The organism is Hydrogenophaga sp. GW101-3F08, assembly GCF_059424585.1.
This window is the reverse complement of sequence record NZ_JBWKZP010000012.1, coordinates 1-22,206: the sequence shown is the minus strand read 5'-3', so window position 1 is coordinate 22,206 and position 22,206 is coordinate 1. Positions and strand designations below refer to the sequence as shown.

Here is a 22,206-nt window from a genome sequence, read left to right as displayed (position 1 = left end):
GCGATCAGTTCAGGGCGTCCACCAGGCCTCGCAGAGTGCGATAGCCCTTCTGCGCGTATTCGTAGCTCGGCGCCACGGCCGGGTCCTGCTCGGCCTCCACCACCAGCCAGCCCTGGTAACCGTTGTCTCTCAGCGTCTTGAGCGCAGCGGCGTAGTCGATGCTGCCGTCGCCGGGTACGGTGAAGGTGCCGTTGATGACGCCGTGCAAAAAGCTCCAGCCGTCGTTGCGCGCCTGCGCGATCACAGGGGTGCGCACGTCCTTGCAGTGCACGTGCACCACGCGCTTGACGTGTTTCTTGAGCAACTCCACCGGGTTGGCCGCGCCACCAAAATAGGCATGGCCGGTGTCGAACAGCAGGAAGACCTTGGCCGGGTCGGTCAGGGCCATCAGCTTGTCCACGTCGGCGGGCGACTCGACGTAGGCGCCCATGTGGTGGTGGTAGGCCAGCTGGATGCCGTAGGTCTTGAGCAGGTGATCGCCGAAGGCGTTCAGGCGCTCGGCGTAGGCCTGCCACAGGGCCTCGTTGGCGAACTGCGGGCGCTTGGACACGGGCGTGTCCATCTGGCCCTGCACGGTGCCGGCGCATTCGCCGTACACCACCACCTTCACGCCGTTGTACTGCAGCTTGCTCATGTGGGCTTTGCAGCGTTCGATCTCGGCGGCCACTGCCTGGGCGTTGTCCTGGCCCGGCTCCAGCTCGGCCAGGAAGCCCGAGTACCAGCCCGACACACAGGCCAGGCCGAATTCGTCGAGCTTGGCCTTGAGGCCGGGTCCGTCTTTCGGGAATTTGTTGCCCAGCTCGAAGCCTTCGTAGCCGATTTCCTTGCCTTCCTTCAGCGCGGTTTCCAGCGGGGTTTCACCGCCGAGTGAGGGCAGGTCGTCGTTCATCCACGACAGGGGGTTGATGCCAATGCGGACGTTCCAGCTCATGGGTTTTCCTCAATACAGGTTTTCAGAGAATCACAGGGTTTTGACCAGCACACGCCGAAGGTCCGGCTCTGCCGGCCCAAGGGCGTGGCCCCTGGGGGTGACGCGAAGCGGCGCGGGGGGAGGCGTTTTCATATGCGCTGCTGTTTCTGGGCATCGCTGTTGCGGGCATGGGCTTCGCGCACTTCGGCCCGCTGCGACACCTCGGGGATCGCCACCTCCCACCAGCAGCCGCCATCGGTGGTGCGGGTGTGGGTGGTGTCGATCACGATCACCTGGGTGCGCTTGGCCTGGCGGGCCTTGACCATGGCGGCCTTGAGTTCGGCCACGTCCTGGACGTGCACAGCGTCGGCGCCCATGGCGCGCGCGTGCATGGCGAAGTCGATGGTGCTGCGCTCGCCGCCTTCGGGCACGCAGTCGTCGAGCAGGTTGTTGAACGCCGGGCTGCCGGTCGCCGTCTGCAGGCGCTGGATGCAGCCGTAGCCCCGGTTGTCCAGGATCACCACGATGATCTTCTGGCCCAGCAGCACCGAGGTGGCCAGCTCGGAGTTGGCCATCATGTAGGAGCCGTCGCCCACCAGCACGATGGATTCCTGCTCGGGCCGGGCCATCTTCACGCCCAGGCCGCCAGCCACTTCGTAGCCCATGCAGGAATAGCCGTATTCCATGTGGTAGTTGCCGGGCAGGCTGGCGCGCCAGAGCTTGTGCAGCTCGGCGGGCAAGGTGCCTGCGGCGCACAGGGCCACGTCGTGCTGGCCGCTGTCCAGGCCCAGCTCGGTGGCCGAGTCGCGCACCGCGCCGATGACCTCGGCGTCGTAGGGCAGCACGCCCTGCGGCACGTTCGTCGTCAGCTCGGTGATGCGGGTGTTGGCGGCCTCGGCCTGCTGTTGGGCGCGGGCTGTCCAGGCAGGGTCGGCGGCCCAGCCGGCCAAGCCCGTTTCGAGCTGGCCCAAGCCCACGCGCGCATCGGCCACCAGGGCCGTGCCGCTCCACTTGCCGGCGTCGTAGGGCTGCACGTTCAGGCTCAGCAATTTCGCCCGTGGGAACAGGGCGTGCGAGCCGGTGGTGAAGTCCTGCAGGCGGGTGCCCACGGCGAACACCACATCCGCCTCGCGCGCCATGTCGTTGGCCCAGGACACGCCGTCCACGCCGATGGCGCCCAGGTTGAGCGGGTGGTCCCAGGGCAGGCTGCTCTTGCCGCCGTGCGACTCGACCACGGGCACGCCGTGGGCGTCAACAAAGGCGCGCAACGCAGCCCAGGCCTGGCTGTAGAGCACGCCGCCGCCGGCGACGATGAGCGGGCGCTTCGCACTGCGCAACAGGGCGACGGCGTGGGCCAGTTCGCGCTCGTCCGCCGGCGGACGGCGGAAACACAGCACGCCGGGGCTCAGGAAATCCTCGGGGCAGTCGAAGGCCATGGCCTGCACGTCCTGCGGCAGCGAGAGGCAGGCCGGGCCGCAGTTGGCCGGGTCCGTCATCGTCTGAATCGCGCGCGGCAACGCGGTGAGGATGTGCTCGGGGCGGGTGAGGCGGTCGAAGTAGCGCGTGACGGGGCGGAAGCAGTCGCTGGCGCTGACGTCGCCCTGGCCGAAGCTTTCGATCTGCTGCAGCACCGGGTCCGGGCGGCGGTTGGCGAATACGTCACCGGGCAGCAGCAGCACCGGCAGGCGGTTGACGTGCGCCACCGCAGCCGCCGTGACCATGTTGGTGGCGCCCGGTCCGATGCTGGTGGACACGGCCATGATGCGCTGGCGGAACTGCGCCTTGCTGTAGGCGATGGCGGCGTGCGCCATGGTCTGTTCGTTGTGCGCGCGGTAGGTGGTGAGGTGGTCGCGTTCGGCCGCCAGGGCCTCGCCCAGGCCGGCCACGTTGCCGTGGCCGAAGATGGTGAACACGCCGCCGCAATAGTGCTCGATGGAAGTGTGGCCGTCGAGGTGCTCCACCTCCACGCGCAGGGCGGCCAGGTGCTGGACCAGCGCCTGCGCCATCGTGAGTCGTACGGTTTTCATGGTTTCAATCTTCGAATGCTTTCGGCGCGCGTGCCTTCGACTCAGGATGCGGTGGAACCGGCTTTGCCGGGCCACTCGCATCGCCCCCTGGAGGGGGTGACGCCGAAGGCGGCGCGGGGGTGTTCCATGTTCAGGCCACAGCGCGAACGGCTGCGTGACGGCTTCTCCACGCATCCACCAGCACCGCGAAGTTGCGGGCGACTTCGTCCACCAAGGCCGCGTCGTCGATCTCGCCCCTGAACCATTTCAGGGACGCATCGGCCCACAGGGTACGACCAACCATGAAACCCTTGACGATGGGGTTGGTGGCGTTGGCAAAACTGGCGGCCAGAAACGCCAGCGGCTGGTTCAGGCCCAGGATGACGGCGCCGCGGCAATGGCGGTCGCGCTCGCTGATGAGGGCCTCCAGCTCGCGCCAGCCCTGCGCCTGCATGGGCGCGAGCTTCCACCACTCGGGCTTCACGCCCAGGTTGTAGAAGCGTTTGACGGCGCGCAGCACGGCGGCGTCGGCCGTGCCCTCGGGCGTCAGCGCCTTCGGGGGAATGATCTCCAGCAGCAGCTCGTTGCCGCTCTCGCGCGTGGCTTCCCACAGTTCCAGCACGGTCTGTTCCTGCTGCAGGCGCAGTTCGAAGTGATCGTCCGGGTGGTAGTGCACCAGGCACTTGACGACCTGCTCGGTCGGCCAGTGCATCAGCGCGCTGCCCACCGAGCGCGTGCCGTCGAAGCGCAGCGGGCGCGAGCCGGGCAGCTCGACCGGACGGCCCACCCACCAGCCGCGCCCGGTGGCGCTGGCCAGGGCGTCGCGCCCGTAGTCGCCGCCGTCGATCAGCACGCCGACGTGGCCCTGCAGCTGACGGCTGCGCTCGACCTGTTCGGCCGCCTGCACCAGCAGCTTCTTCAACGCGGGAATGCGCGATTCGGCCGCGCCGGCGGCGCGCGCGATGTCGTAGAACTGGCTGCGGTGGTCGAAGGCCACCACGCACAGCTCGCTCCAGCTGGGGCGGGCGGCGGTCACGCGGTGCAAGTGGGCCAGCTGCTCGTCGGCGTCCACCTTCGGGTTGCGGCTGCCGCCGAACCAGTGCGCCAGCTCGGCCGGGGTGGGCATGGCGGCGGAGCAGGCGTGGCGCGAGACCACGATGGCGCCGCAGGCGTTGGCCACGCGGGTGGACTCGGCCCAGTCCTTGCCCTGCAGCAGGCTGGCCATCAGGCCCGACAGAAACGCGTCGCCCGCGCCCAGCACGTTGAGCACCTCCACGCGCTCGCCCCGGTAGGTGGGCGCAGCGTCGATGTCGTCGGGCACGGCGCCCTCGACCACGCAGCAACCCAGGGCACCGCGTTTGACCACCAGCGTGGCCTGCGGGCACAGCGCGCGCACGGCGCGCAGGCTGCCAATCAGGTCGCCCGCCATGCCTCCGGCTATGAAGAACTCTTCTTCGGTGCCCACCAGCAGGTCGAACAAGGGCAGCGAGGCCTGCAGCTGGCGCGTCACGCCGGCGTCGGCCACGTAGCGGTTCTCGCCCGCGCCGCGCGAGGTGAGCCCCCACAGCACGGGGCGGTAGTCGATGTCGAGCACGGTCACGGTGCCGTGGCGGCGCGCGGCCTGCAACGCCTTGTGGGCGGCGGCGCGCGTGCCCTCGGTGGACAGGTGCGTGCCGGTGATGGCCAGCGCGCGGCACTGGGCAACAAAGTCTTCGCTGATGGCCGCCGCGTCGATGGCCATGTCGGCGCAGTTCTCGCGCACGAACAGCAGCGGGAAGGTGTCGCGGTCCTTGATGCCCAGCAGCACCAGGGCGGTCAGGCGCTCGGGGTCCACCTGCACCTGGCTCACGTCGCAGCCTTCCTGCCGCAGCGTTTCGGTGAGGAAGCGGCCCATCTGCTCGTTGCCCACGCGCGAGATCATGGCGCTGCGCAGCCCCAGGCGGGCCACGCCAAAGGCCAGGTTGGCCGAGCTGCCACCCAGGTACTTGGCCATGCTGCGCGCATCTTCCAAGCGGCTGCCGAACTGTTGTGCGTAGAGGTCCACCGCTAGGCGGCCCAGGCAGGCCAGGTCGTGCGTGCGCCCCTGCGGGAATGAGAGCTTGGGCATCAGATGGTCACTCCTTCCAGGTCTTCCATCAGCGTCGCCATCTCGGCGCCGCCGGCCATCATGTCCAGCAGCGCTTCCTTGGTGATGTCGGCCTTGGCGTAGGTGCCCATGGACTTGCCCCGGTTGAGCAGGGTGAAACTGTCGCCCACCGGGTAGGCGTGGTTGGCGTTGTGGGTGATGAAGATGACCGAGATGCCGCGTGCCCGCGCCTTGACGATGAGCTTGAGCACGTTGGCGCTCTGCTTCACGCCGAGCGCTGCGGTGGGTTCGTCCAGGATCAGCACGCGGGCGCCGAAGTGGATGGCGCGTGCGATGGCCAGGCACTGCTTTTCACCGCCCGACATGGTGCCCACCATCTGCCCCGCGTCGCGCACGCGGATGCCCATCTCGCTGAGCTTCTCCACCGAGATGCGCTCGGCCGTGGAATGGTCCATCACCGGCAGCACGCCGAAGAGCTTGCGCACCGGCTCGCGGCCCATGAAGAAGTTGCGCGCCACGCTCATCAGCGGCACCAGCGCCAGGTCCTGGTACACAGTGGCAACGCCCGCGTCCAGCGCGTCGCGCGGCGAGCGCAGGCGCACCTCCTGGCCGTCGACCAGGTACTGGCCCTTGTCGGGCAGGTGCACACCGGCCAGCGTCTTGATCAGCGTGGACTTGCCCGCGCCGTTGTCGCCCAGCAGGCAGTGCACCTCGCCCTTTTTCAGCCGCAGCGTCACGCCGTTGAGCGCGATGACGGGGCCGAAGAACTTGGAGATGTCTTCGAGTTGAAGGATGTAGTCACTCACAAGATGTTCCTTCAGAAAATCGGTAAACGGGGTGCCACGAAGCAACGCCCACCCAAGGCCACCGCAGAACCGGCTTCGCCGGGCTGCCAGTGGCGCCCCCCTGGGGGGGTGACGCCGAAGGCGGCGCGGGGGGGCACGTCCGGCTCAGCGCAGGGGGTGTTCACGTTCTGCCCATCGCATAGCGACGCCGGATGTAGTTGTTGAACAGCACGGCGATCAGCAGCATCACGCCCAGGAACACGCGGTACCAGTTGTTGTCGATGCTGGTGTAGCCAATGCCGATCTGCACCATGCCGAAGATCAGCGCGCCGAACGCCGCGCCGATCACCGAGCCGTAGCCGCCGGTGAGCAGGCAGCCACCGATGACGGCCGCGATGATGGCTTCAAACTCTTTCTGCAGGCCCCGGTCGGCGGCCGCCGAGCCGGCGTCGGCCACCTGCAGCACCGCGAACAGCGTGGCGCAGAAGGCGGTGAACATGAACAAGCCGATCTTGACCCTGGCCACCGGGATGCCCACGTTCTTGGCGGCGTTGGCGTCGCCACCCACCGACAGGATCCAGTTGCCCGCGCGGGTACGGGCCAGCACGAAGGCGCCCACCGCCGTGAGCAGCAGCCACCACACCACCACCTTGGGCACGCCAATCGCCAGCGCGGTGCCGTCGTCGCGCGCCGCCATCCAGCCCGCTGCGGACAGCGCATCGAACAGGCCGGTGAGCACATGGCCATGGAACAGGGCGTTGACGATGGGGTCGGCCATCATGGCCTCGTGCAGCACCACGTCGCCACTGCTGGAGAGGATGGTCTTGCCGGTCAGCAGCACCGCCACGGCGAGCGACAGGCCGCGCAGGATGAAAAAGAACGCCAGCGTGACGATGAAGCTGGGCAGCCCCGTCTTGATCACCAGCCAGCCGTTGAGCCAGCCCAGCGCCATGGCGCAGGCAAAGGCGAACAGCACGGCCAGGCTCGGTGCCCAGCCCCACTCCAGAATCGGGATCGCCACCATCATGCCGGCGAAGCCGATCATGGAGCCGACCGACAGGTCGAACTCGCCCGCGATCATCAGCAGGGCCGCGCCCACGGCGATGATGCCCAGGAACGCCGCCACGGTGCCCCAGTTGACGGAGCCCTCGGCATTGAACATGCCCGAATCGCCCGCGGCCATCACGAAGATCGCCACCACGAGCAGGGTGCCCGCCATGGCACCGAACTCGGGACGCGCGAGCAGCTTGCGGACCAGGCCGACTTCGCGCATGCGCTCGTCGCCCGGCAGATGGGCGGGCGTGCCGCTCAGGTTTGCACTTGCCATTTCAGATTTCCTCGGATGCATGTCACCAGACAGCGGGCCGGCACCACAGAAGGTGACGCCAGCCCACCTGCAAGATCAGCGGTACTGACCGGCGTACTTCTCCACCTTGGGCAGGGTGTCCTTGGTCACGAAGCCCGGGCCGGAGCCGATGTGGCGCGCGCCGAAGGCCGGTGCCAGGCCGTACTCCTTGAAGCGGGCCTGGGTCTTGGCGTTGGCCTGGATGGATTCGGACACCTTCTTGATGTCGCTCGTCTTCATGGCCTTCATGGAGGCCATCACCGCCACCGGGATGTAGCCCTGCAGGTAGGGCTGCTGGTCGATGCCGAACTGGATCGTGCCGCTCTTGATGCCCTTGCCGATCTCGTCGGACAGGTCAAAGGTGGCGAACCACATCTTGCCGGCCTGGCCGCTCTTTTCCAGCGCCTTGAGCGTGGGGTGGGCCGAGGTCGGGCCCAGGGCCAGCACGGCCTGGGTGCCGCCGTTCTGGCGCAGGTAGGCGCTGACCTTGGACTCGACGGTGGTCGGGTCGTCGCCGGAGTCGATGGTGCTCTTCTTGAAGTCGGCGCCGATGGCTTCGGCAAAACCGCGGCAGCGGTCGAACGAGGCCGGGTTGGTGGCGTAGTGGTTCACGCACAGAAAGCTCTTCACGCCCGCGGCCTTGGCGCGCTCGCCCGCGCCCTTGCCGGCTTCGTACTCGGGCTGGCCCACGTGCATGATGGCGCCGAGTTTTTCGCTCTGGGCCGTGGTACCGGAGTTGATGGTGATCAGCGGAATTTTCTTGTCGGTGACCTTCTTGAGCGCGCCCTGCAGCACGTTGAAGTCGGCGATGGTGGTGATCACACCGTCCACGTTCTGCGCCGCGGCCTGCTCGATCAGGCGGGCCATGTCGGCCAGGTCACCGTTGGCCGGGTTGCGGTACTCGACCGTCACACCGTAGTCCTCGCCCGCCTGCTTGACGGAGTTCTTGATGGTATTCCACCACGAGTCCGAATCCGGGGCGTGGCTGATGAGGATGTAGCGGCCCTCGGCGTGGGCGGCGCCGGCGGCCAGCAGGGCAGCCAAGGCCAGGGTCTTGAGCACGGGGCGCAGGGATGAAGCGTTCATGTTGTCTCCAGTCGGTTGTCGGGTTGGGGAAGCGAAAGCCAGCGTGCCGTCAGGGGCGGGCAAGACCCAGCCAAACGGTGGCACGGGCGGATGTTAAAACCGAAAAGGAATATTTGTTCTAGATGTTTTCCCTAATGAAAGATTTTTTCTATTTTTCCATTTCTCGGCTACAGTTCGTTCCACCGCAGCGGTGCCCTTCATCCTGCCTTTCACGCCACCCCACACCATGACCCCAGCCAAGCCGCTTACCCCGGTGGACGAGTTCCTGCAACGCCTGGTGCGCGAGCACGGGCAGCTCAGCCGCCAGCTCAAGCTCATCGGCGCCTACATCGAGCAACACCGCGACCACGTGGGGCTGGAACGCATCCAGGACATCGCCGACCACTGCGGCGTGCAGCCCTCGGCCGTGGTGCGTTTTGCCAAACATTTCGGTTTCTCGGGCTTCTCGGAGATGCAGGCCCTGTTTCGCGCCGGCCTCTCCACCCAGATCGCCCCCAGCCGCAGCTACCAGAACCGCATCCGCGAAGCCGTGGCGCGCAGCGACCACCCACTGGACAGCACCGGCATCGCCCAGGAGTTCGTGGGCGGGGCCGTGGCCGGTCTCGAAGAGCTGCGCCGCCAATTGCCCGACCTGCCCATTGACCGCGCGGTGGACCTGCTGGCCCACGCGCCCTCGCTCTGGGTGGCGGGCGCGCGCCGCGCCTTCCCGGTGGCCACCTACCTGGCCTACGCCCTGCAGCACACCGACAAGCCCGTGCAGTTGGTGGACTTCACCGGCGCCATGCACAGCGGCCAGCTGCGCGGCCTGCGCCAGGGCGATGTGATGGTCGCGGTGAGCTTCGCCCCCTACGCCGAAGAAACCATGGGCGTGGTGCGGCAGGCGGCCAACGCCGGCGTGCCGGTGATCGCCATCACCGACAGCCGCGTCGGCGCGCTGGCCCAGATGGCCGACGTGGCGCTGGTGGTGCAGGAAAGCGCGGTGTTCGGCTTTCGCGCGCTCTCCAGCACCATGGCCCTGGCGCAGTGCCTGTTCATCGCCCTGGCCTACCGGCTCGAACTCGAATACAAGCCCAGCGGTGCCGCGTCGCGTTGATCCGTTTTCCTCCACCCCCCCAACCAACCCTCCCCATATGAAGAACGTTGCTGTTTTTGGCGCCGGCCGCATTGGCCGCATCCACGCCACCAACCTCGCCGCCCAGCCGGGCGTGCAGCTCAAGTACGTCTGCGACGCCGTGCCGTCTGCCGCCGCCGACCTGGCCCAGACCCTGGGCGCCCAGGTCGCCAACATCGACACGGTGTTCGCCGACCCGTCCGTCGACGCGGTGGCCATCTGCTCACCCACCACCACCCACAGCGACCTGATCGCGCGCGCCGCCGCGGCCGGCAAACACATCTTCTGCGAGAAGCCGGTGGACCTTTCCGTGTCGCGCGCCGAGGCCGTGGCCCAGGCCGTAGCCGCTGCCGGCGTGGGCTGCATGATCGGGTTCCAGCGCCGCTTCGACCCCACCTTCAACGAAGCCCGGCGCCGCATGGACGCGGGCGAGATCGGCACGCCCGAGATGCTGGTGATCACCAGCCGCGACCCCGGCGCGCCGCCGGTGGAGTACATCAAGCAGTCGGGCGGCATCTTCCGCGACATGCTGATCCACGACTTCGACGTGTTCCGCTGGATCCTGTGCGCCGACGGCGACGAGGCCGCCTGGCTCAGCGCCACCGGCTCGGTGCTGACCGATCCGGCCGTGGGCGCCGCGGGCGACTTCGACTGCACCGCCGTCACCATCCGCACCCGCAAAGGCCGGCTGTGCCAGATCAACACCACGCGCCGCGCCGCCTACGGCTACGACCAGCGCTTCGAGGTGCTGGGCTCGGCCGGTCTGCTGCAGTGTGGCAACCACACACCCACCGAGGTGAGGCACTGGGGCGCGGGCGGCATCCAGGCCGACAAGCCCGAGGCCTTCTTCCTGCAGCGCTACGCCGCCGCCTACCGGCTGGAGATCGAACACTTCTTCGCCTGCCTGCAAAGCGGCCAGCCGTTCAAGACCACCGTGCAGGACGGCGTGCTGGCGCAGAAGCTGGCCGATGCCGCGACGCAGAGCGCCACCACGGGCCAGCCCGTGACGATGTAACCCCCCTTGCGCCGCTTCGCGGCTTCCCCCGGAGGGGGGGACCACGCCAGTGGCCTGGCAAAGCCGGTTCCACGGCGTGCGCTGGAGCAGAGACGCAAGCCCTTCACTCTCAAGGACTGTCATGAGCATTCCAACACTCAACGTCGGCATCGCCGGCCTCGGCCGTCTGGGCAAACGCCACGCCGAACAACTCGCCCGCCACACCCCGGGCGCGCGCCTGGTGGCGGCCTGCAGCCCGGTGGCCGCCGAACTCGACTGGGCGCGCAACGAGCTGGGCGTGGGCCGCTGCCACGGCACGCTCGACGCGATGCTGGCCGATGCCGACATTCACGCCATCGTGCTCGTGACGCCGACCACGCTGCACGCCGACCAGACCACCGCCTGCCTGCGCGCGGGCAAACACGTCTTCGTCGAGAAACCGCTGTCGCTGGACGTGGCCACCTGCGAGGCCGTCGAAGCCGTGGCGCGGGACTTTCCACAGCTGGTCGCCATGGTGGGCTTCGTGCGCCGTTTCGACCCGAGCTACGCCGAAGCCAAGGCCGCCATCGACAGCGGCGACCTGGGCAGGCCCTTCCTGGTGCGCTCGCAGACCTGCGACCAGAACGACGAATCGGGCTTCTTCGTGCGCTTTGCCGGCTCGTCGGGCGGCATCTTCATGGACTGCAGCGTGCACGACATCGACCTGGCGCGCTGGATGCTCGGCAACCCCAGGGCCACCCGCGCCTTCGCCAGCGGCAGCATCGCCCTGCACCCCGCGCTGGCCGAGCACGGCGACGTGGACAACGGCCTGGGCATCGTGGAGTTCGAAGGTGGCGCGCGAGCCGTGTTCTACGCCAGCCGCACCATGCCGCACGGCCACGAAACCACCACCGAGGTGATCGGCACCACCGGCACGCTGCAGGTGGGCATGGGCGCGCACCTGAGCCGCGTGCAGTACCGCGACGCCTGCGGCGTGGGCCACCGCGCCCTGCCCGACTTCTTCGCGCGCTTCGGCGACGCCTTCCGGCTGGAGATGGAAGCCTTCGTGGCGGCCTGCCGGGGCGAGCGCCCGAACCCGCTCACATTGAACGACGCCACCGAAGCCACCCGCATCGGCCAGGCCCTCACGCAGTCGCTGCGCAGCGGGATGCCGGTGACGCTCTGATGCCAGGGCGATCCGGCGCCGGGCCGCCCCAAGCCGGATCAGCCCCCTCGGGGGGGGGGCAGCGACCCGCGCAGCGGCGGAGCGTGGGGGTCAGTCCCTCAGCCCATCAGCCGCGTCAGCGCTTCCTGGTACTTGGCCGAGGTTTTCTCGATCACCTCCTTGGGCAGGCGCGGCGAGGGCGGCGTCTTGTCCCAGGGCTTGCCGCCGACCTGGGCGGTCTCCAGCCAGTCGCGCAGGAACTGCTTGTCGTAGCTGGGCGGGTTCTGGCCCACCACATAGCTCTCCAGCGGCCAGTAGCGCGAGCTGTCGGGTGTGAGCACCTCGTCCATCAGCACCAGCTTGCCGGCCTTGTCCAGACCGAACTCGAACTTGGTGTCCGCGATGATGATGCCCTTCTTGAGCGCGATCTCGGCCGCGGCCTTGTACAGCGCGATCGACACGTCGCGGATCTGCGCGGCCAGCTCGGGGCCGATCATGGCCACGGTCTGCTCGAAGGTGATGTTCTCGTCGTGCTCGCCCATCGCCGCCTTGGCCGCCGGCGTGTAGATCGGCTCGGGCAGCTTGGAAGCGTTCAACAGCCCCTCGGGCAACGGCACGCCACAGACCGAGCGGCTTTCCTGGTATTCCTTCCAGCCGCTGCCGGCCAGGTAGCCGCGCACCACGGCCTCGACCGGGATCGGCTTGAGGCGCTGCACCAGCATGGAGCGGCCTTCGACCTGCGGCACCTCGGCGGGCGACACCACGCTCTCGGGCGCCTCACCGGTGAGGTGGATCGGGCAGATGTTCAGGCCCTTGGGGCCGAGCTGGTCAAACCAGAACAGCGAGAGTTTGGTGAGCAGCCGGCCCTTGCCGGGGATCGGCTCGCCCATGATCACGTCGAAGGCGCTGATGCGGTCGGACGCCACCATGAGGATGCGGTCGTCGCCCACGGCGTAGTTGTCGCGCACCTTGCCGCGCGCGAGCAGGGGCAGGGAGTTCAGGGCGGAGGTGTGGAGGGCGGAAGTCATGATCGGGCGCAGAAGAGTGACAGCCAAGAAAAAAGCCCGGTGACCGAACAGTCAACGGGCTCCGAACCATTCCGGGCGATTATCGCAGGTCGGTCGTGGGGTCAGACGATCCGGCGCCGGGCCGCCCCAAGCCGGATCAGCCCCCGGAGCCGGCATGGACCGGGTCCCGCCCCGGTCCAGGGGCAGCGACCCGCGCAGCGGTGGGGCGTGGGGGCTCAAACCACTTTCTGCGCCAGCTCACCCTGGGCGTACTTCGCGGCCATCACGCTAAGCGTGTCGCCCTTGATTTTGCTGCCCTGGCCTTCGCAGCCGAATTCCAGGTAGCGCGCCTTGCACACGGCCTTGGCGGCTTCGCGGGCGGGCTTGAGCCATTCGCGGGCGTCGAACTTCTCGGGGTTTTCGGCCAGGAACTTGCGCACCGCGCCGGTCATGGCCATGCGGATGTCGGTGTCGATGTTGATCTTGCGCACGCCGTGCTTGATGGCTTCCTGGATCTCCTTGACCGGCACGCCATAGGTTTCCTTCATCGCACCGCCGTACTGGTTGATGATGGCGCGCAGCTCCGGCGGCACGCTCGACGAGCCGTGCATCACCAGGTGGGTGTTGGGGATTCGGGCGTGAATCTCTTTCACGCGGCTGATGGCCAGGATGTCGCCGGTGGGCGGGCGGCTGAACTTGTAGGCGCCGTGGCTGGTGCCGATGGCGATGGCCAGGGCGTCGAGCTGGGTGGCCTTGACAAAGGTGGCGGCTTCTTCCGGGTCGGTCAGCATCTGGGAATGGTCCAGCTTGCCTTCGGCGCCGATGCCGTCTTCCTCGCCGGCGTCACCGGTTTCCAGGTTGCCCAGGCAGCCGAGTTCGCCTTCCACCGTGACGCCGCTCTTGTGCGCCATCTCGACGACCTTGCGCGTCACGTCGACGTTGTAGTCGAAGCTGGCGGGCGTCTTGCCGTCTTCCATCAGCGAGCCGTCCATCATCACCGAGCCGAAGCCCAGGCCGATGGCGCCTTCGCAGACCTTGACGCTGGTGCCGTGGTCCTGGTGCATCACCATCGGGATGTGCGGATACATCTCGGCAGCGGCCTGGATCAGGTGTTTGATGAAGGCTTCACCCGCGTATTTGCGGGCGCCGGCCGAGGCTTGCAGGATGACGGGCGCGCCGACCTCGTCGGCCGCGGCCATGACGGCCTGAACCTGTTCGAGGTTGTTGACGTTGAACGCCGGAATGCCGTAGCCGTTGGCGGCGGCGTGGTCGAGCAGTTCGCGCATGGAAACGAGAGCCATGAAAAATCCCCTAAGGCAAAGTTGGTAACCGGTCTGTAACTCGGGGGAATTTTACCGCCCGTGCGGTCGGCCATGAACGCTCCGGGCGTAACGGTATGCACGCGCACCGCGCAGACACCATTCGTCACAAAACTCTGGGGAACTGCGGCCCCGGAACCATGACCCCTTCCTGTTCGGAATACAAACTGGAAGAGGAAGGAAGCATCCATGCCATGTCGCACCCTGATCGCGGCGCTGACGTCTGCCGCAGCGCTCCTCGCGCCAACGCTCTCGCACGCCCAGGTCACGCTCATCCCCGATGGGCAGTGGCGCTACCTGCTGACGGCCGGCGCCAACGTCTCGTCCGGCAACAACAAGGCCGGCTCGATGAACCTGGCGGCCGAGGGCGCCCAGCAGTCCCCCGACGACAAATGGACCTGGAGCGCCAAGGCCGACCGGGCGCAGAACGCGGGTGTGGCGACCACCGAGCGCTACGGTCTGCGCACCCAGTACGACCGCGATCTGTCGCCCGACTGGTTCGGCTTCGGTTCGGGCGAGACACTGCGCGACAAGCTGGCCAACATCGCGGCCCGGTATTCGCTGGCCAGCGGCCTGGGGCGCCACGTCTGGCGCGAAGACCGTGGCTACTTCGACGTGTCCGTCGGTCTGGGCTATTCGCACGACCGCTACGTCACCCCCACCGACATCAGAGGCACCCCGCGCGGCACCTACGGCCGGCTGGAGCTGGTGTTGGCGGAAGAGTCCAGCCACCGGCTGACCGACACCACCAGCCTGCGCCAGAAGTTCAGCCTGTACCCGGACCTGCGCGAATCGGGCCGGTACCGCGCCGTGCTCGACACCGGCCTGACCGTGGCGATGACCGAAGCGATGAACATCACGGCGGGGTTGAGCTACCGCCACGACAGCAAGCCCGGCCCCGACATCAAGAAGGGCGACGCGATGTTCGTGACCGGGGTGTCGTTCCGGCTGGATTAGAAGAGTCACCCCCTGCGCGGGGGGCGCCTTACACCGCGCGACAGATCTTCAGGGTGTTGGTGCCGCCGGGCTGGCCCATGGGCTCGCCCACGGTGATGGCGTACACATCGCCGCTTTGCACGATGCCCTTGTTTTTCAGGTGCGCCTCGGCGTCGGCCAGGGCGGTGTCGCGGTCGGCGCTGGTGTCCATCAGCAGCGGGCGCACGTTGCGGTAGAGCGTCATCTTGCGCTGTGCCGTGAGGCTGGAGGTGACGGCGTAGATCGGCATGCGCACGTTGTGCCGGCTCATCCACAACGCGGTCGAACCCGACTCGGTCAGCGCCACGATGGCCTTGGCGCCCAGGTGGTGGGCGGTGAAGAGCGCGCCCATGGCGATGGACTGGTCGATGCGCTTGAAGGTCTTGCCCTTGAAGTCGGCGCTGAGCTCGGCGTACTCGGCCTTCTCGGCCTCCTGGCAGATGTTGGCCATCTCGCGCACGGTCTCCAACGGGTACTTGCCGGCCGCGGTCTCGGCGCTGAGCATCACGGCATCGGTGCCGTCGAGCACGGCGTTGGCCACGTCGCTCACCTCGGCGCGCGTGGGCACCGGGTTGACGATCATCGACTCCATCATCTGCGTGGCGGTGATCACCACCTTGTCCATCTCGCGCGCCAGTCGGATCATGTGCTTCTGCAGGCCGGGCACGGACGCGTTGCCCACCTCCACCGCCAGATCGCCGCGCGCGACCATGATGCCGTCGGACACCTTGAGGATGTTTGCCAGCTCGGGAATGGCCTCGGCGCGCTCGATCTTGGCGATGAGCGCCGGCTTGTGGCCCGCGGCCTCGCCGGCCACGTTGCAGAGCTGGCGCGCCAGCTCCATGTCGGTCGCGTTCTTGGGGAAACTCACCGCCACGTAGTCGGCCTTCAGGCCCATGGCGGTCTTGATGTCTTCCATGTCCTTGGCGGTCAGGGCCGGCGCGGTCAGGCCGCCGCCCTGCTTGTTGATGCCCTTGTTGTTGGACAGCTCGCCGCCGAGCTTCACGGTGGTGTGCACCGCCGGGCCGACCACCTTGTTCACCGTCATCACGATCAGCCCGTCGTTGAGCAGCAGGGTGTCGCCGGCCCTCACGTCGCGCGGCAGCTCCTTGTAGTCCAGGCCCACGCCGTCGATGTCACCCGGCTCGGTGCGCGAAGCGTCGAGCACGAAGGGCTGCCCCGGCTCCAGCATCACCTTGCCGGCGGCGAACTTGCCCACGCGGATCTTGGGGCCCTGCAGGTCGGCCATGATGCCGACCTCGCGCCCGGCGCGCTGGGCCGCCTCGCGCACCAGGGTGGCGCGGTCGATGTGGTCCTGCGCGGTGCCGTGCGAGAAATTGAGCCGCACCACGTTCACCCCGGCGCGGATCATGGCCTCCAGCAGGGCCGGATCGCTCGAAGCGGGACCGAGGGTGGCGACGATTTTGGTGGCGCGTTGGGGCATGCATGTCTCCTGGGCGGTTTGGACGGAAAAACGACCACCGTCCGATGAAACGGGCGGTGGCCTTGTAATTTGGTTTCAATTATCGGTGAAACCAGTTACATCCGGGTTTCAGACTGCGGGCCGGCGGCATGGCTGTGTACAGACAATCAAGTCAGTCGCCGCATTCTTACAATGTGAGAAACGTCTTTCAGACACACATCGAAGGCGTCTCTAGCCGGATGGAGCTGTCGCCCCGCAGCCGGTCGGGGGCTTGAGGTCTACGAGCGGTGTGCAGCGGTTGCAGTAGTTCGCAGGGCGCCATACAAGGTCCGCTCAGTTGGCCGAAGCGGACATTCAAGATGCCTCATGAACCTCTGCTCCACGTGAAATGAGTGGCCGCTTGGCGCGCGGGAGGAATCGGCCACCCATACCCCGCTCAAATCTCCGTCTGCTCTGAAATTTCGAGAGCTTCATCGACCTCGATGCCGAGATATCTCACGGTCGATTCGAGCATCGAGGGGCCTGTCCGGAATTCTATGTTTGAGGCATAAACATGACCTGCAGGTTGTCACAAACTCCCTTGCGCCGCTGAAACACCGTAGCGCGATCCACCGTCAGTGGACAAGGACATGCCGATGATGCATTTGCGTCAGACCGTCCCTTTTTGGGGGGCAAATCCGAGTCAACGGTTCGCTTCATCTTGTGAGCTACTGCAGGTCTATGTCGTTCCGTAGCGCCTCGACCGCCATGTCGATGAAGGCGCGCACCTTGCGGGTACCGTGCCGGCCTTCGCGGTGCACAACGTGGATTGGCACCGCAGGGCGTTCGAAGGCTTCGAGCAACAGTGCAAGAGACCCTTCTTTCACTCCCCGTGCAATCTGATAGAGCGGCAGGCGCGTAATGCCGAAACCTGCGACTGCGCACTCGGCCGCAGCCTCATTCATCGAGGTCGTAAATCGCGGCTGCAGCCGTATCGTTGCAGACTTGCTGCCGTCTCGGAACCTCCACTCGGGCGTTGGCGATACTCCCGTGGCGGCTATGACGACGTGCTGCGACAGGTCTTCGGGGCGTTTCGGCGTTCCACGTTGTCGCAGATAAGTTGGCGACGCACAGAGGACCTCGCGTACTTGGCCAACTTTGATGGCTTGCAAAGACGAGTCTGGTAACTCGCCAATGCGTATCGCGACATCGACTCCCTCGTCCACCAAGTTGACCATCCGGTCCACGAACCAGCAGTTGATTTCCACCTCAGGAAATCGAGTTAGGTAGTCGCGCGCAATCGGGGAGACATACATGCACCCAAAGTTCACCGTTGACGTAACGGTGAGTTGGCCTCGCGGCAATGCGTGTGCACCAGCGGCCGCGCTGTCAGCCTCCTCAATGTCCACGAGGATTGTCCGGCAGCTTTCTGCGTACCTCATTCCCGCCTCAGTGACCCTGACGGAGCGGGTCGTACGCGTCAGCAGTCTTACACCCAGATGTTCCTCGAGCTCGCAGACGGCGCGCGTAACGACCGAGGGCGACACATTGAGTCGGCGTGCGGCAGACGCAAAGCCACCAGTCTCTACGACCGCGAGGAATGTCGCCATGGCCTGTATTCGATCCATCGATGAACGTCCAACGAACTTCGGGTCGGGAATGGCGCCAGAACCCGGATGTGTTTACTGAAATTTCGAGAAAAGTGAATTGCAGTCCGAAGTGATTCTAAAGACGGCGGCGACAAAAGATCATTCGCGTCACGGACACGGAATCGCCTGTTCGGACATCAAAAAAGGATCATTCATGAAGCTCTACCACCACCCCCTATCCGGCCACTCGCACCGCGCACGCCTTTTCCTCAGCCTTGTCGGCGTGAAGCATGAGCTGGTCGAGGTTGACCTCGCGACCGGCGCGCACAAGAAGCCGGAGTTTCTCGCACTGAATCCACTCGGGCAGGTCCCGGTGCTCGACGACGATGGCACGGTGGTGGCGGACTCTAACGCGATCCTTGTTTACCTCGCTAAGAAGCTCGACCTGCACGAATGGCTGCCGCAGGACCCCGCTTCGTTGGCCACGGTACAAAAGTGGCTCAGCGTGGCAGCTGGGCAGATCGCCTATGGCCCAGCGGCAGCCCGACTCATCAATGTGTTCGGCGCCGACTTCAGGCCCGAGGAAGTTATTGGACGCGCGCACGCGATCCTGGCAGTGATCGAGGCGCAACTCGCAGGCCATAGCTTCATTGCCGACTCGAAGCCCACCGTGGCGGACGTGGCGTTGTACAGCTACATCGCTCGTGCGCCCGAAGGCAACGTCGACTTGCAGTCCTATCCAAATGTGCGCGCATGGCTCGCGCGGATTGAGGCACTGCCCGGCTTCATCGAGTTCGGCAAGACGCCGGTCGGCCTGGCTGCCTGACGCACCCACAGCCCCGAGTGACCGCGGATGACCAACAACCCTTGCACGCGAGAGTTCTATGAAAGCCCCAATCAACGCCCCTGCTGATTCACCCTGGCATGCCGGCGAACTCGCCATCCAGGACAGCGTCGGCGCGGTACGGGCCATGGACCAGCCAGGGCGCCTGTACGTTCGGAACTTCTTGCTCGACCAGCACCGCACTTTCTATCCGCTGCTGCACTTCATCGTGCTCGGCGCGGTCGACGCGCAGGGTGATGCGTGGGCGACAGTGCGCGCTGGCGAGCCCGGGTTCCTTCAGTCGCCCGACCCCGTGACGCTGGTCGTGCGTGCCCCGCGCGATGCGGCCGATCCCGCCGAAAGCGGCATGGAGGATGGCGACGCGGTGGGCGTGCTCGGTATCGACCTGATGACACGCCGGCGCAACCGCATGAACGGCAATCTGCGCCGCTCCGGCGAAGGCACGCTGGACATCGGTGTGGTGCAGAGCTTTGGCAACTGCCCGCGCTACATCCAGAACCGGGAATTTTCGTTCGTACATGACCCGGCCTTGCCTTCGAGCGAGCCGGCGGTCCACCTCGACGCGCTCGATGCGCGGGCACACGAGCTTATCGAACGGGCTGACACTTTCTACGTCGCTTCGTACGTGGACGGCCAAGACGGCGTGCGGCAGGTTGACGTGTCGCACCGAGGCGGTAAGCCGGGATTCGTACGCATCGGCAGTGACGGCGTGCTGACCATTCCTGACTTCTCGGGCAACCAGTTCTTCATGACGTTGGGAAATTTCCTCCTGAACCCGAATGCGGGCTTGCTGTTCATTGACTCGGATACCGGCGACGTGCTGCAGATGACGGGCGAAGCAAAGGTGATCCTCGACGCTCCGGAGATCGCAGCCTTCGAAGGTGCCGAGCGCTTGTGGACCTTCACTCCCCGTCGCGTGGTCTACCGTCCCCAAGGCCTGCCGTTGCGCTGGCGCATGACGGCAGACGGCTGGTCGCCCAACCTGCGAATGACCGGCAGCTGGGAAGACGCGGACCGGCGCATTGCGGCGAAGGCGCTGGCCCAGCAATGGCGGCCTTTCCGGGTGACCCGCGTGGAGCATGAAAGCAGTTCCGTTCGCTCGCTATACCTTTCGCCCAACGACGGCGTCGCGACGGTTCTTCCGCTGCCGGGCCAGCACCTGCCGATTCGCATGACGCTGCCGGACACCGCTGAAACGCTCTTGCGCACTTACACGTTGTCGCTGGCGCCCTCTGACGGCGAGTACCGCATCAGCGTGAAGAGGGACGGTAAGGCCTCGCGGCACCTGCACAGCCTTCACGTGGGCGACCTGCTGGAGGCGCGGGCACCGGCTGGCAGCTTCACGGTGGATGCTGCGCAACGGCGGCCGTTGGTACTGATTGCTGCGGGCATCGGCATCACTCCCATCCTGGCAATGCTGCGGCACCTCGTGCACGAGGGCGAGCGCACGCGGGTCTTGCGGCCGACCTGGCTGTTCCAGTCGGCGCGCACGCTCGAAGAGCGCCCGTTCGACGCTGAGCTCGCCTCACTGGTGGAAGCCGGCAAGGGGAAGATTCGGTGGGTGCGCACGCTCAGTCAGCCCGGCGCCGCGGTGCTCGGCCGAGACTACGACAAGGAGGGCCGTATTGACATCGAATTGCTGAAGGCCACGCTGCCGTTCGGTGACTATGACTTCTACCTCTGCGGCCCGTCCGGGTTTATGCAGGCCACCTACGACGGGCTGAGCGAACTCAACGTTGCCGACGACCGCATCCATGCTGAGACCTTTGGTCCTTCCTCGCTCAAGCGTTCGAGCGATGCAGGCGTCCGTGCGGCCGAAGCGGCCGTGTTGGCACCTGCGGCCACGGAATCGGTGCGAGTGGTCTTCACTGAGTCGGGCATTGAAGAGCGCTGGAGTCCCGAGGGCGGCTCGCTTCTCGACGTGGCGGAGGCGCGGGGGCTCACACCGCCATTCGGCTGTCGAGGCGGAAGCTGCGGCACCTGCAGAACGCTTGTGCTCAAGGGCGCGGTGACCTATGCAATGCAACCTTCGTTCCAGGTAGAAGCGGACGAAGCACTAATCTGCTGCGCGTTGCCAGCGCAGGGCATGCAAGCGTCGAATGAGGCTCTGCAGCTGGCAATTTAGCCACCCGACCCGGCGCTTCTTTATAGGCTATTTCCAACAGCGATCGAAAGGACTCGCTATGACATCACAAGCTGCTATCCAACCCGTCATGCCGTCTCCGCGGCGGTAGCGTCGGCCCTGGGTCTCAAACCATTCATCCTTGTCGCACATCCCTCCGGTCATCCTTGTCGCACATCCCTCCGGTGGCGTTGCGGCGTTTGACCACCTGCGCCAATTCCTCACGCCCAGCACTATGGGCATCCGGATGGCTTCGTTGACCAGATCGCGAATCTGACGACGTTTGCCGCTGGAGATCAGTAAGACCCGCGGGCGCTAGCGCTCAGACAAGACGCTGCGTCCTTTTTTAATCTAGGAGAATTTCATGACAGTCAATTCAGTTCCTTTCACTTCTTCGCGACGTGAGATGCTGGCGGCCTCCGCCGTGTTGTTCGCCAGCGGCATCGGTGGCCTCGGACAGGTACATGCACAGGGCGCGACCAATGCGCCCCTGCCCCGCCGTCCGGAAGACGTGACCCCGTACATTTCAAGCGCCATCACCGCGGGTGACCTCGACGGCGCCATGAAAGTCTACGTTGCAGACGCGGTTTTCGTGTCCAAGCCCGGCACCAGCGTGCGAGGCCACAAGGCCATTCGTGCATCCTTGTCCGAATTCATGCAGCTGAAGCTGCCAATCAAGGCGACTGACAAACAGATCCTGGTCAGCGGAGACGTTGCGCTCCTGATCTCCGACTGGATCATCGAAGGAAACGGGCCTGACGGCAGGCCCGTGAAGATGTCGGGAACTTCCTCCGATGTTGTCCGCCGGCAAGCGGATGGGATTTGGCGGTTCATGATCGACAACCCGTTCGGTACTGTCTGAACCTGCACCCGCCGCAAGTTCAGGCAGGCCTGATCGGCCTGCGGCGGATGGCGGTAGCTATCGCGGGAGAGCCCTACAAGACGGCACGGGCGTTCGGACAAATGGTGCTCGCTCACCCTGCGCCGGATCGCCTCGCGCCTGACCTGTGGGGATAGCGCTTCACCCCCAGAACGCTCTTGAGCGAATGCATGTCCAGGTGCGCCTCGGCCAGCAGCCGCTTGAGCTTGGCGTTCTCGGCTTCGAGCTCGCGCAGGCGCTGGGCTTCAGAGACCTGCATGCCGACGAACTTGGCGCGCCACTTGTAAAACGTCGCGTCGCTGAAACCGCCGTTGCGGCACAGCTCCTTGATCGGCATGCCGGCCTCGGCCTGCTTGAGGAAGCCGATGATTTGTTCTTCGGTGAATCAGCTCTTCTTCATGTCCGTCATTCTCCTGGTGGGTGACGGACTTCACTAGCTTCAGATTAGTACGTCTACAGGGGGCAGGTCAGGTTCCGGCGACAGCTGACATTGGTCTGCAAAACATGGCCGGCCGCTGTCAGCCAATTGTGTTGAAAAACTCCGCTGAGGCCTGTTTCTGGCCCATGGTTTGCATGCGCTTCGTCATCGACGGAGGTGCAC

General features: G+C 66.2%; 17 protein-coding genes and 1 pseudogene. 7 read left to right on the top strand and 11 right to left on the bottom strand.

What is annotated here, in order from left to right:
• Positions 1-4: 4 nt before the first annotated feature.
• The 6 genes from iolE to AC07YZ_RS22675 all read right to left on the bottom strand — a co-directional run bounded on the left by iolE (position 5) and on the right by AC07YZ_RS22675 (position 8,218).
• Positions 5-931: a myo-inosose-2 dehydratase gene (gene iolE / locus AC07YZ_RS22700; RefSeq protein ID WP_494796459.1), complete on the bottom strand. Its 927-nt coding sequence runs from the start codon at positions 929-931 to the stop codon at positions 5-7.
• A 128-nt stretch (positions 932-1,059) separates the two neighbouring features.
• Positions 1,060-2,937, bottom strand: a complete 1,878-nt coding sequence (gene iolD / locus AC07YZ_RS22695; RefSeq protein ID WP_494796458.1) for a 3D-(3,5/4)-trihydroxycyclohexane-1,2-dione acylhydrolase (decyclizing) — start codon at positions 2,935-2,937, stop codon at positions 1,060-1,062.
• A 130-nt stretch (positions 2,938-3,067) separates the two neighbouring features.
• Positions 3,068-5,023 carry a bifunctional 5-dehydro-2-deoxygluconokinase/5-dehydro-2-deoxyphosphogluconate aldolase gene (locus AC07YZ_RS22690; protein ID WP_494796457.1) on the bottom strand — a complete coding sequence of 652 codons (1,956 nt, stop codon included), beginning with the start codon at positions 5,021-5,023 and terminating at the stop codon, positions 3,068-3,070.
• Positions 5,023-5,808 carry an ATP-binding cassette domain-containing protein gene (locus tag AC07YZ_RS22685; RefSeq protein ID WP_226490290.1) on the bottom strand — a complete coding sequence of 262 codons (786 nt, stop codon included), beginning with the start codon at positions 5,806-5,808 and terminating at the stop codon, positions 5,023-5,025. The genes AC07YZ_RS22690 and AC07YZ_RS22685 overlap by 1 nt, the downstream gene beginning before the upstream one ends.
• A 160-nt stretch (positions 5,809-5,968) precedes the next feature.
• A complete protein-coding gene (locus tag AC07YZ_RS22680; RefSeq protein ID WP_226490291.1) occupies positions 5,969-7,114 on the bottom strand; it encodes an ABC transporter permease in 1,146 nt (381 codons plus the stop codon).
• Positions 7,115-7,189: 75 nt separating this feature from the next.
• Complete coding sequence (locus AC07YZ_RS22675; protein WP_226490292.1) at positions 7,190-8,218, bottom strand: sugar ABC transporter substrate-binding protein; 1,029 nt, start codon at positions 8,216-8,218, stop codon at positions 7,190-7,192.
• A 226-nt stretch (positions 8,219-8,444) separates the two neighbouring features.
• Between AC07YZ_RS22675 and AC07YZ_RS22670 the strand changes: the two genes are divergently transcribed.
• The 3 genes from AC07YZ_RS22670 (at position 8,445) to AC07YZ_RS22660 (ending at position 11,488) form a co-directional block, all read left to right on the top strand.
• Positions 8,445-9,311 (top strand): MurR/RpiR family transcriptional regulator, encoded by an 867-nt coding sequence (locus tag AC07YZ_RS22670; protein WP_226490293.1) that lies wholly within the window; start codon positions 8,445-8,447, stop codon positions 9,309-9,311.
• Positions 9,312-9,348: 37 nt separating this feature from the next.
• Entirely contained in the window at positions 9,349-10,344 is a 996-nt protein-coding gene (gene iolG, locus AC07YZ_RS22665) for an inositol 2-dehydrogenase (RefSeq protein WP_494796456.1), read from the top strand.
• Between the two features lie 121 nt (positions 10,345-10,465).
• Positions 10,466-11,488, top strand: a complete 1,023-nt coding sequence (locus tag AC07YZ_RS22660) for a Gfo/Idh/MocA family protein (protein WP_494796455.1) — start codon at positions 10,466-10,468, stop codon at positions 11,486-11,488.
• A gap of 98 nt (positions 11,489-11,586) precedes the next feature.
• Here AC07YZ_RS22660 and AC07YZ_RS22655 read toward each other — a convergent pair whose 3' ends face one another.
• Together AC07YZ_RS22655 and fba are read right to left on the bottom strand one after the other, a co-directional pair.
• Positions 11,587-12,495 carry a phosphoribosylaminoimidazolesuccinocarboxamide synthase gene (locus AC07YZ_RS22655; protein WP_494796454.1) on the bottom strand — a complete coding sequence of 303 codons (909 nt, stop codon included), beginning with the start codon at positions 12,493-12,495 and terminating at the stop codon, positions 11,587-11,589.
• Between the two features lie 215 nt (positions 12,496-12,710).
• On the bottom strand, positions 12,711-13,775 hold the full coding sequence (fba, locus tag AC07YZ_RS22650) for a class II fructose-bisphosphate aldolase (protein ID WP_494796453.1): 1,065 nt from the start codon (positions 13,773-13,775) through the stop codon (positions 12,711-12,713).
• Between the two features lie 207 nt (positions 13,776-13,982).
• Between fba and AC07YZ_RS22645 the strand changes: the two genes are divergently transcribed.
• Positions 13,983-14,750 (top strand): DUF481 domain-containing protein, encoded by a 768-nt coding sequence (locus AC07YZ_RS22645; protein ID WP_494796452.1) that lies wholly within the window; start codon positions 13,983-13,985, stop codon positions 14,748-14,750.
• 28 nt (positions 14,751-14,778) lie between these two features.
• Here AC07YZ_RS22645 and pyk read toward each other — a convergent pair whose 3' ends face one another.
• The gene (gene pyk / locus AC07YZ_RS22640; RefSeq protein WP_226490303.1) at positions 14,779-16,212 is read right to left on the bottom strand and encodes a pyruvate kinase; all 1,434 of its coding nucleotides are present in this window, start codon (positions 16,210-16,212) and stop codon (positions 14,779-14,781) included.
• Positions 16,213-16,898: 686 nt separating this feature from the next.
• Positions 16,899-17,798 carry a LysR family transcriptional regulator gene (locus AC07YZ_RS22635; protein ID WP_494796451.1) on the bottom strand — a complete coding sequence of 300 codons (900 nt, stop codon included), beginning with the start codon at positions 17,796-17,798 and terminating at the stop codon, positions 16,899-16,901.
• Between the two features lie 175 nt (positions 17,799-17,973).
• Between AC07YZ_RS22635 and AC07YZ_RS22630 the strand changes: the two genes are divergently transcribed.
• The 3 genes from AC07YZ_RS22630 (at position 17,974) to AC07YZ_RS22620 (ending at position 21,587) form a co-directional block, all read left to right on the top strand.
• Positions 17,974-18,585, top strand: a complete 612-nt coding sequence (locus AC07YZ_RS22630; RefSeq protein ID WP_494796450.1) for a glutathione S-transferase family protein — start codon at positions 17,974-17,976, stop codon at positions 18,583-18,585.
• A gap of 58 nt (positions 18,586-18,643) precedes the next feature.
• Positions 18,644-20,728, top strand: coding sequence for a 2Fe-2S iron-sulfur cluster-binding protein (locus AC07YZ_RS22625; RefSeq protein WP_494796449.1), 2,085 nt, complete (start codon positions 18,644-18,646; stop codon positions 20,726-20,728).
• A gap of 361 nt (positions 20,729-21,089) precedes the next feature.
• Positions 21,090-21,587 carry a YybH family protein gene (locus AC07YZ_RS22620; protein WP_494796448.1) on the top strand — a complete coding sequence of 166 codons (498 nt, stop codon included), beginning with the start codon at positions 21,090-21,092 and terminating at the stop codon, positions 21,585-21,587.
• 62 nt (positions 21,588-21,649) lie between these two features.
• Here the strand turns inward: AC07YZ_RS22620 and AC07YZ_RS22615 are convergent.
• Positions 21,650-21,942: pseudogene (locus tag AC07YZ_RS22615) on the bottom strand (transposase); the annotation flags it as partial.
• Positions 21,943-22,206: the final 264 nt, after the last annotated feature.

Bases quoted from the DNA above. Each gene is read 5' to 3' on its own strand.
- iolE (WP_494796459.1), bottom strand. From the start codon at position 931: ATGAGCTGGAACGTCCGCATTGGCATCAACCCCCTGTCGTGGATGAAC.
- iolD (WP_494796458.1), bottom strand. From the start codon at position 2,937: ATGAAAACCGTACGACTCACGATGGCGCAGGCGCTGGTCCAGCACCTG.
- AC07YZ_RS22690 (WP_494796457.1), bottom strand. From the start codon at position 5,023: ATGCCCAAGCTCTCATTCCCGCAGGGGCGCACGCACGACCTGGCCTGC.
- AC07YZ_RS22680 (WP_226490291.1), bottom strand. From the start codon at position 7,114: ATGGCAAGTGCAAACCTGAGCGGCACGCCCGCCCATCTGCCGGGCGAC.
- AC07YZ_RS22675 (WP_226490292.1), bottom strand. From the start codon at position 8,218: ATGAACGCTTCATCCCTGCGCCCCGTGCTCAAGACCCTGGCCTTGGCT.
- AC07YZ_RS22670 (WP_226490293.1), top strand. From the start codon at position 8,445: ATGACCCCAGCCAAGCCGCTTACCCCGGTGGACGAGTTCCTGCAACGC.
- iolG (WP_494796456.1), top strand. From the start codon at position 9,349: ATGAAGAACGTTGCTGTTTTTGGCGCCGGCCGCATTGGCCGCATCCAC.
- AC07YZ_RS22660 (WP_494796455.1), top strand. From the start codon at position 10,466: ATGAGCATTCCAACACTCAACGTCGGCATCGCCGGCCTCGGCCGTCTG.
- AC07YZ_RS22655 (WP_494796454.1), bottom strand. From the start codon at position 12,495: ATGACTTCCGCCCTCCACACCTCCGCCCTGAACTCCCTGCCCCTGCTC.
- fba (WP_494796453.1), bottom strand. From the start codon at position 13,775: ATGGCTCTCGTTTCCATGCGCGAACTGCTCGACCACGCCGCCGCCAAC.
- AC07YZ_RS22645 (WP_494796452.1), top strand. From the start codon at position 13,983: ATGCCATGTCGCACCCTGATCGCGGCGCTGACGTCTGCCGCAGCGCTC.
- pyk (WP_226490303.1), bottom strand. From the start codon at position 16,212: ATGCCCCAACGCGCCACCAAAATCGTCGCCACCCTCGGTCCCGCTTCG.
- AC07YZ_RS22635 (WP_494796451.1), bottom strand. From the start codon at position 17,798: ATGGATCGAATACAGGCCATGGCGACATTCCTCGCGGTCGTAGAGACT.
- AC07YZ_RS22630 (WP_494796450.1), top strand. From the start codon at position 17,974: ATGAAGCTCTACCACCACCCCCTATCCGGCCACTCGCACCGCGCACGC.
- AC07YZ_RS22625 (WP_494796449.1), top strand. From the start codon at position 18,644: ATGAAAGCCCCAATCAACGCCCCTGCTGATTCACCCTGGCATGCCGGC.
- AC07YZ_RS22620 (WP_494796448.1), top strand. From the start codon at position 21,090: ATGACAGTCAATTCAGTTCCTTTCACTTCTTCGCGACGTGAGATGCTG.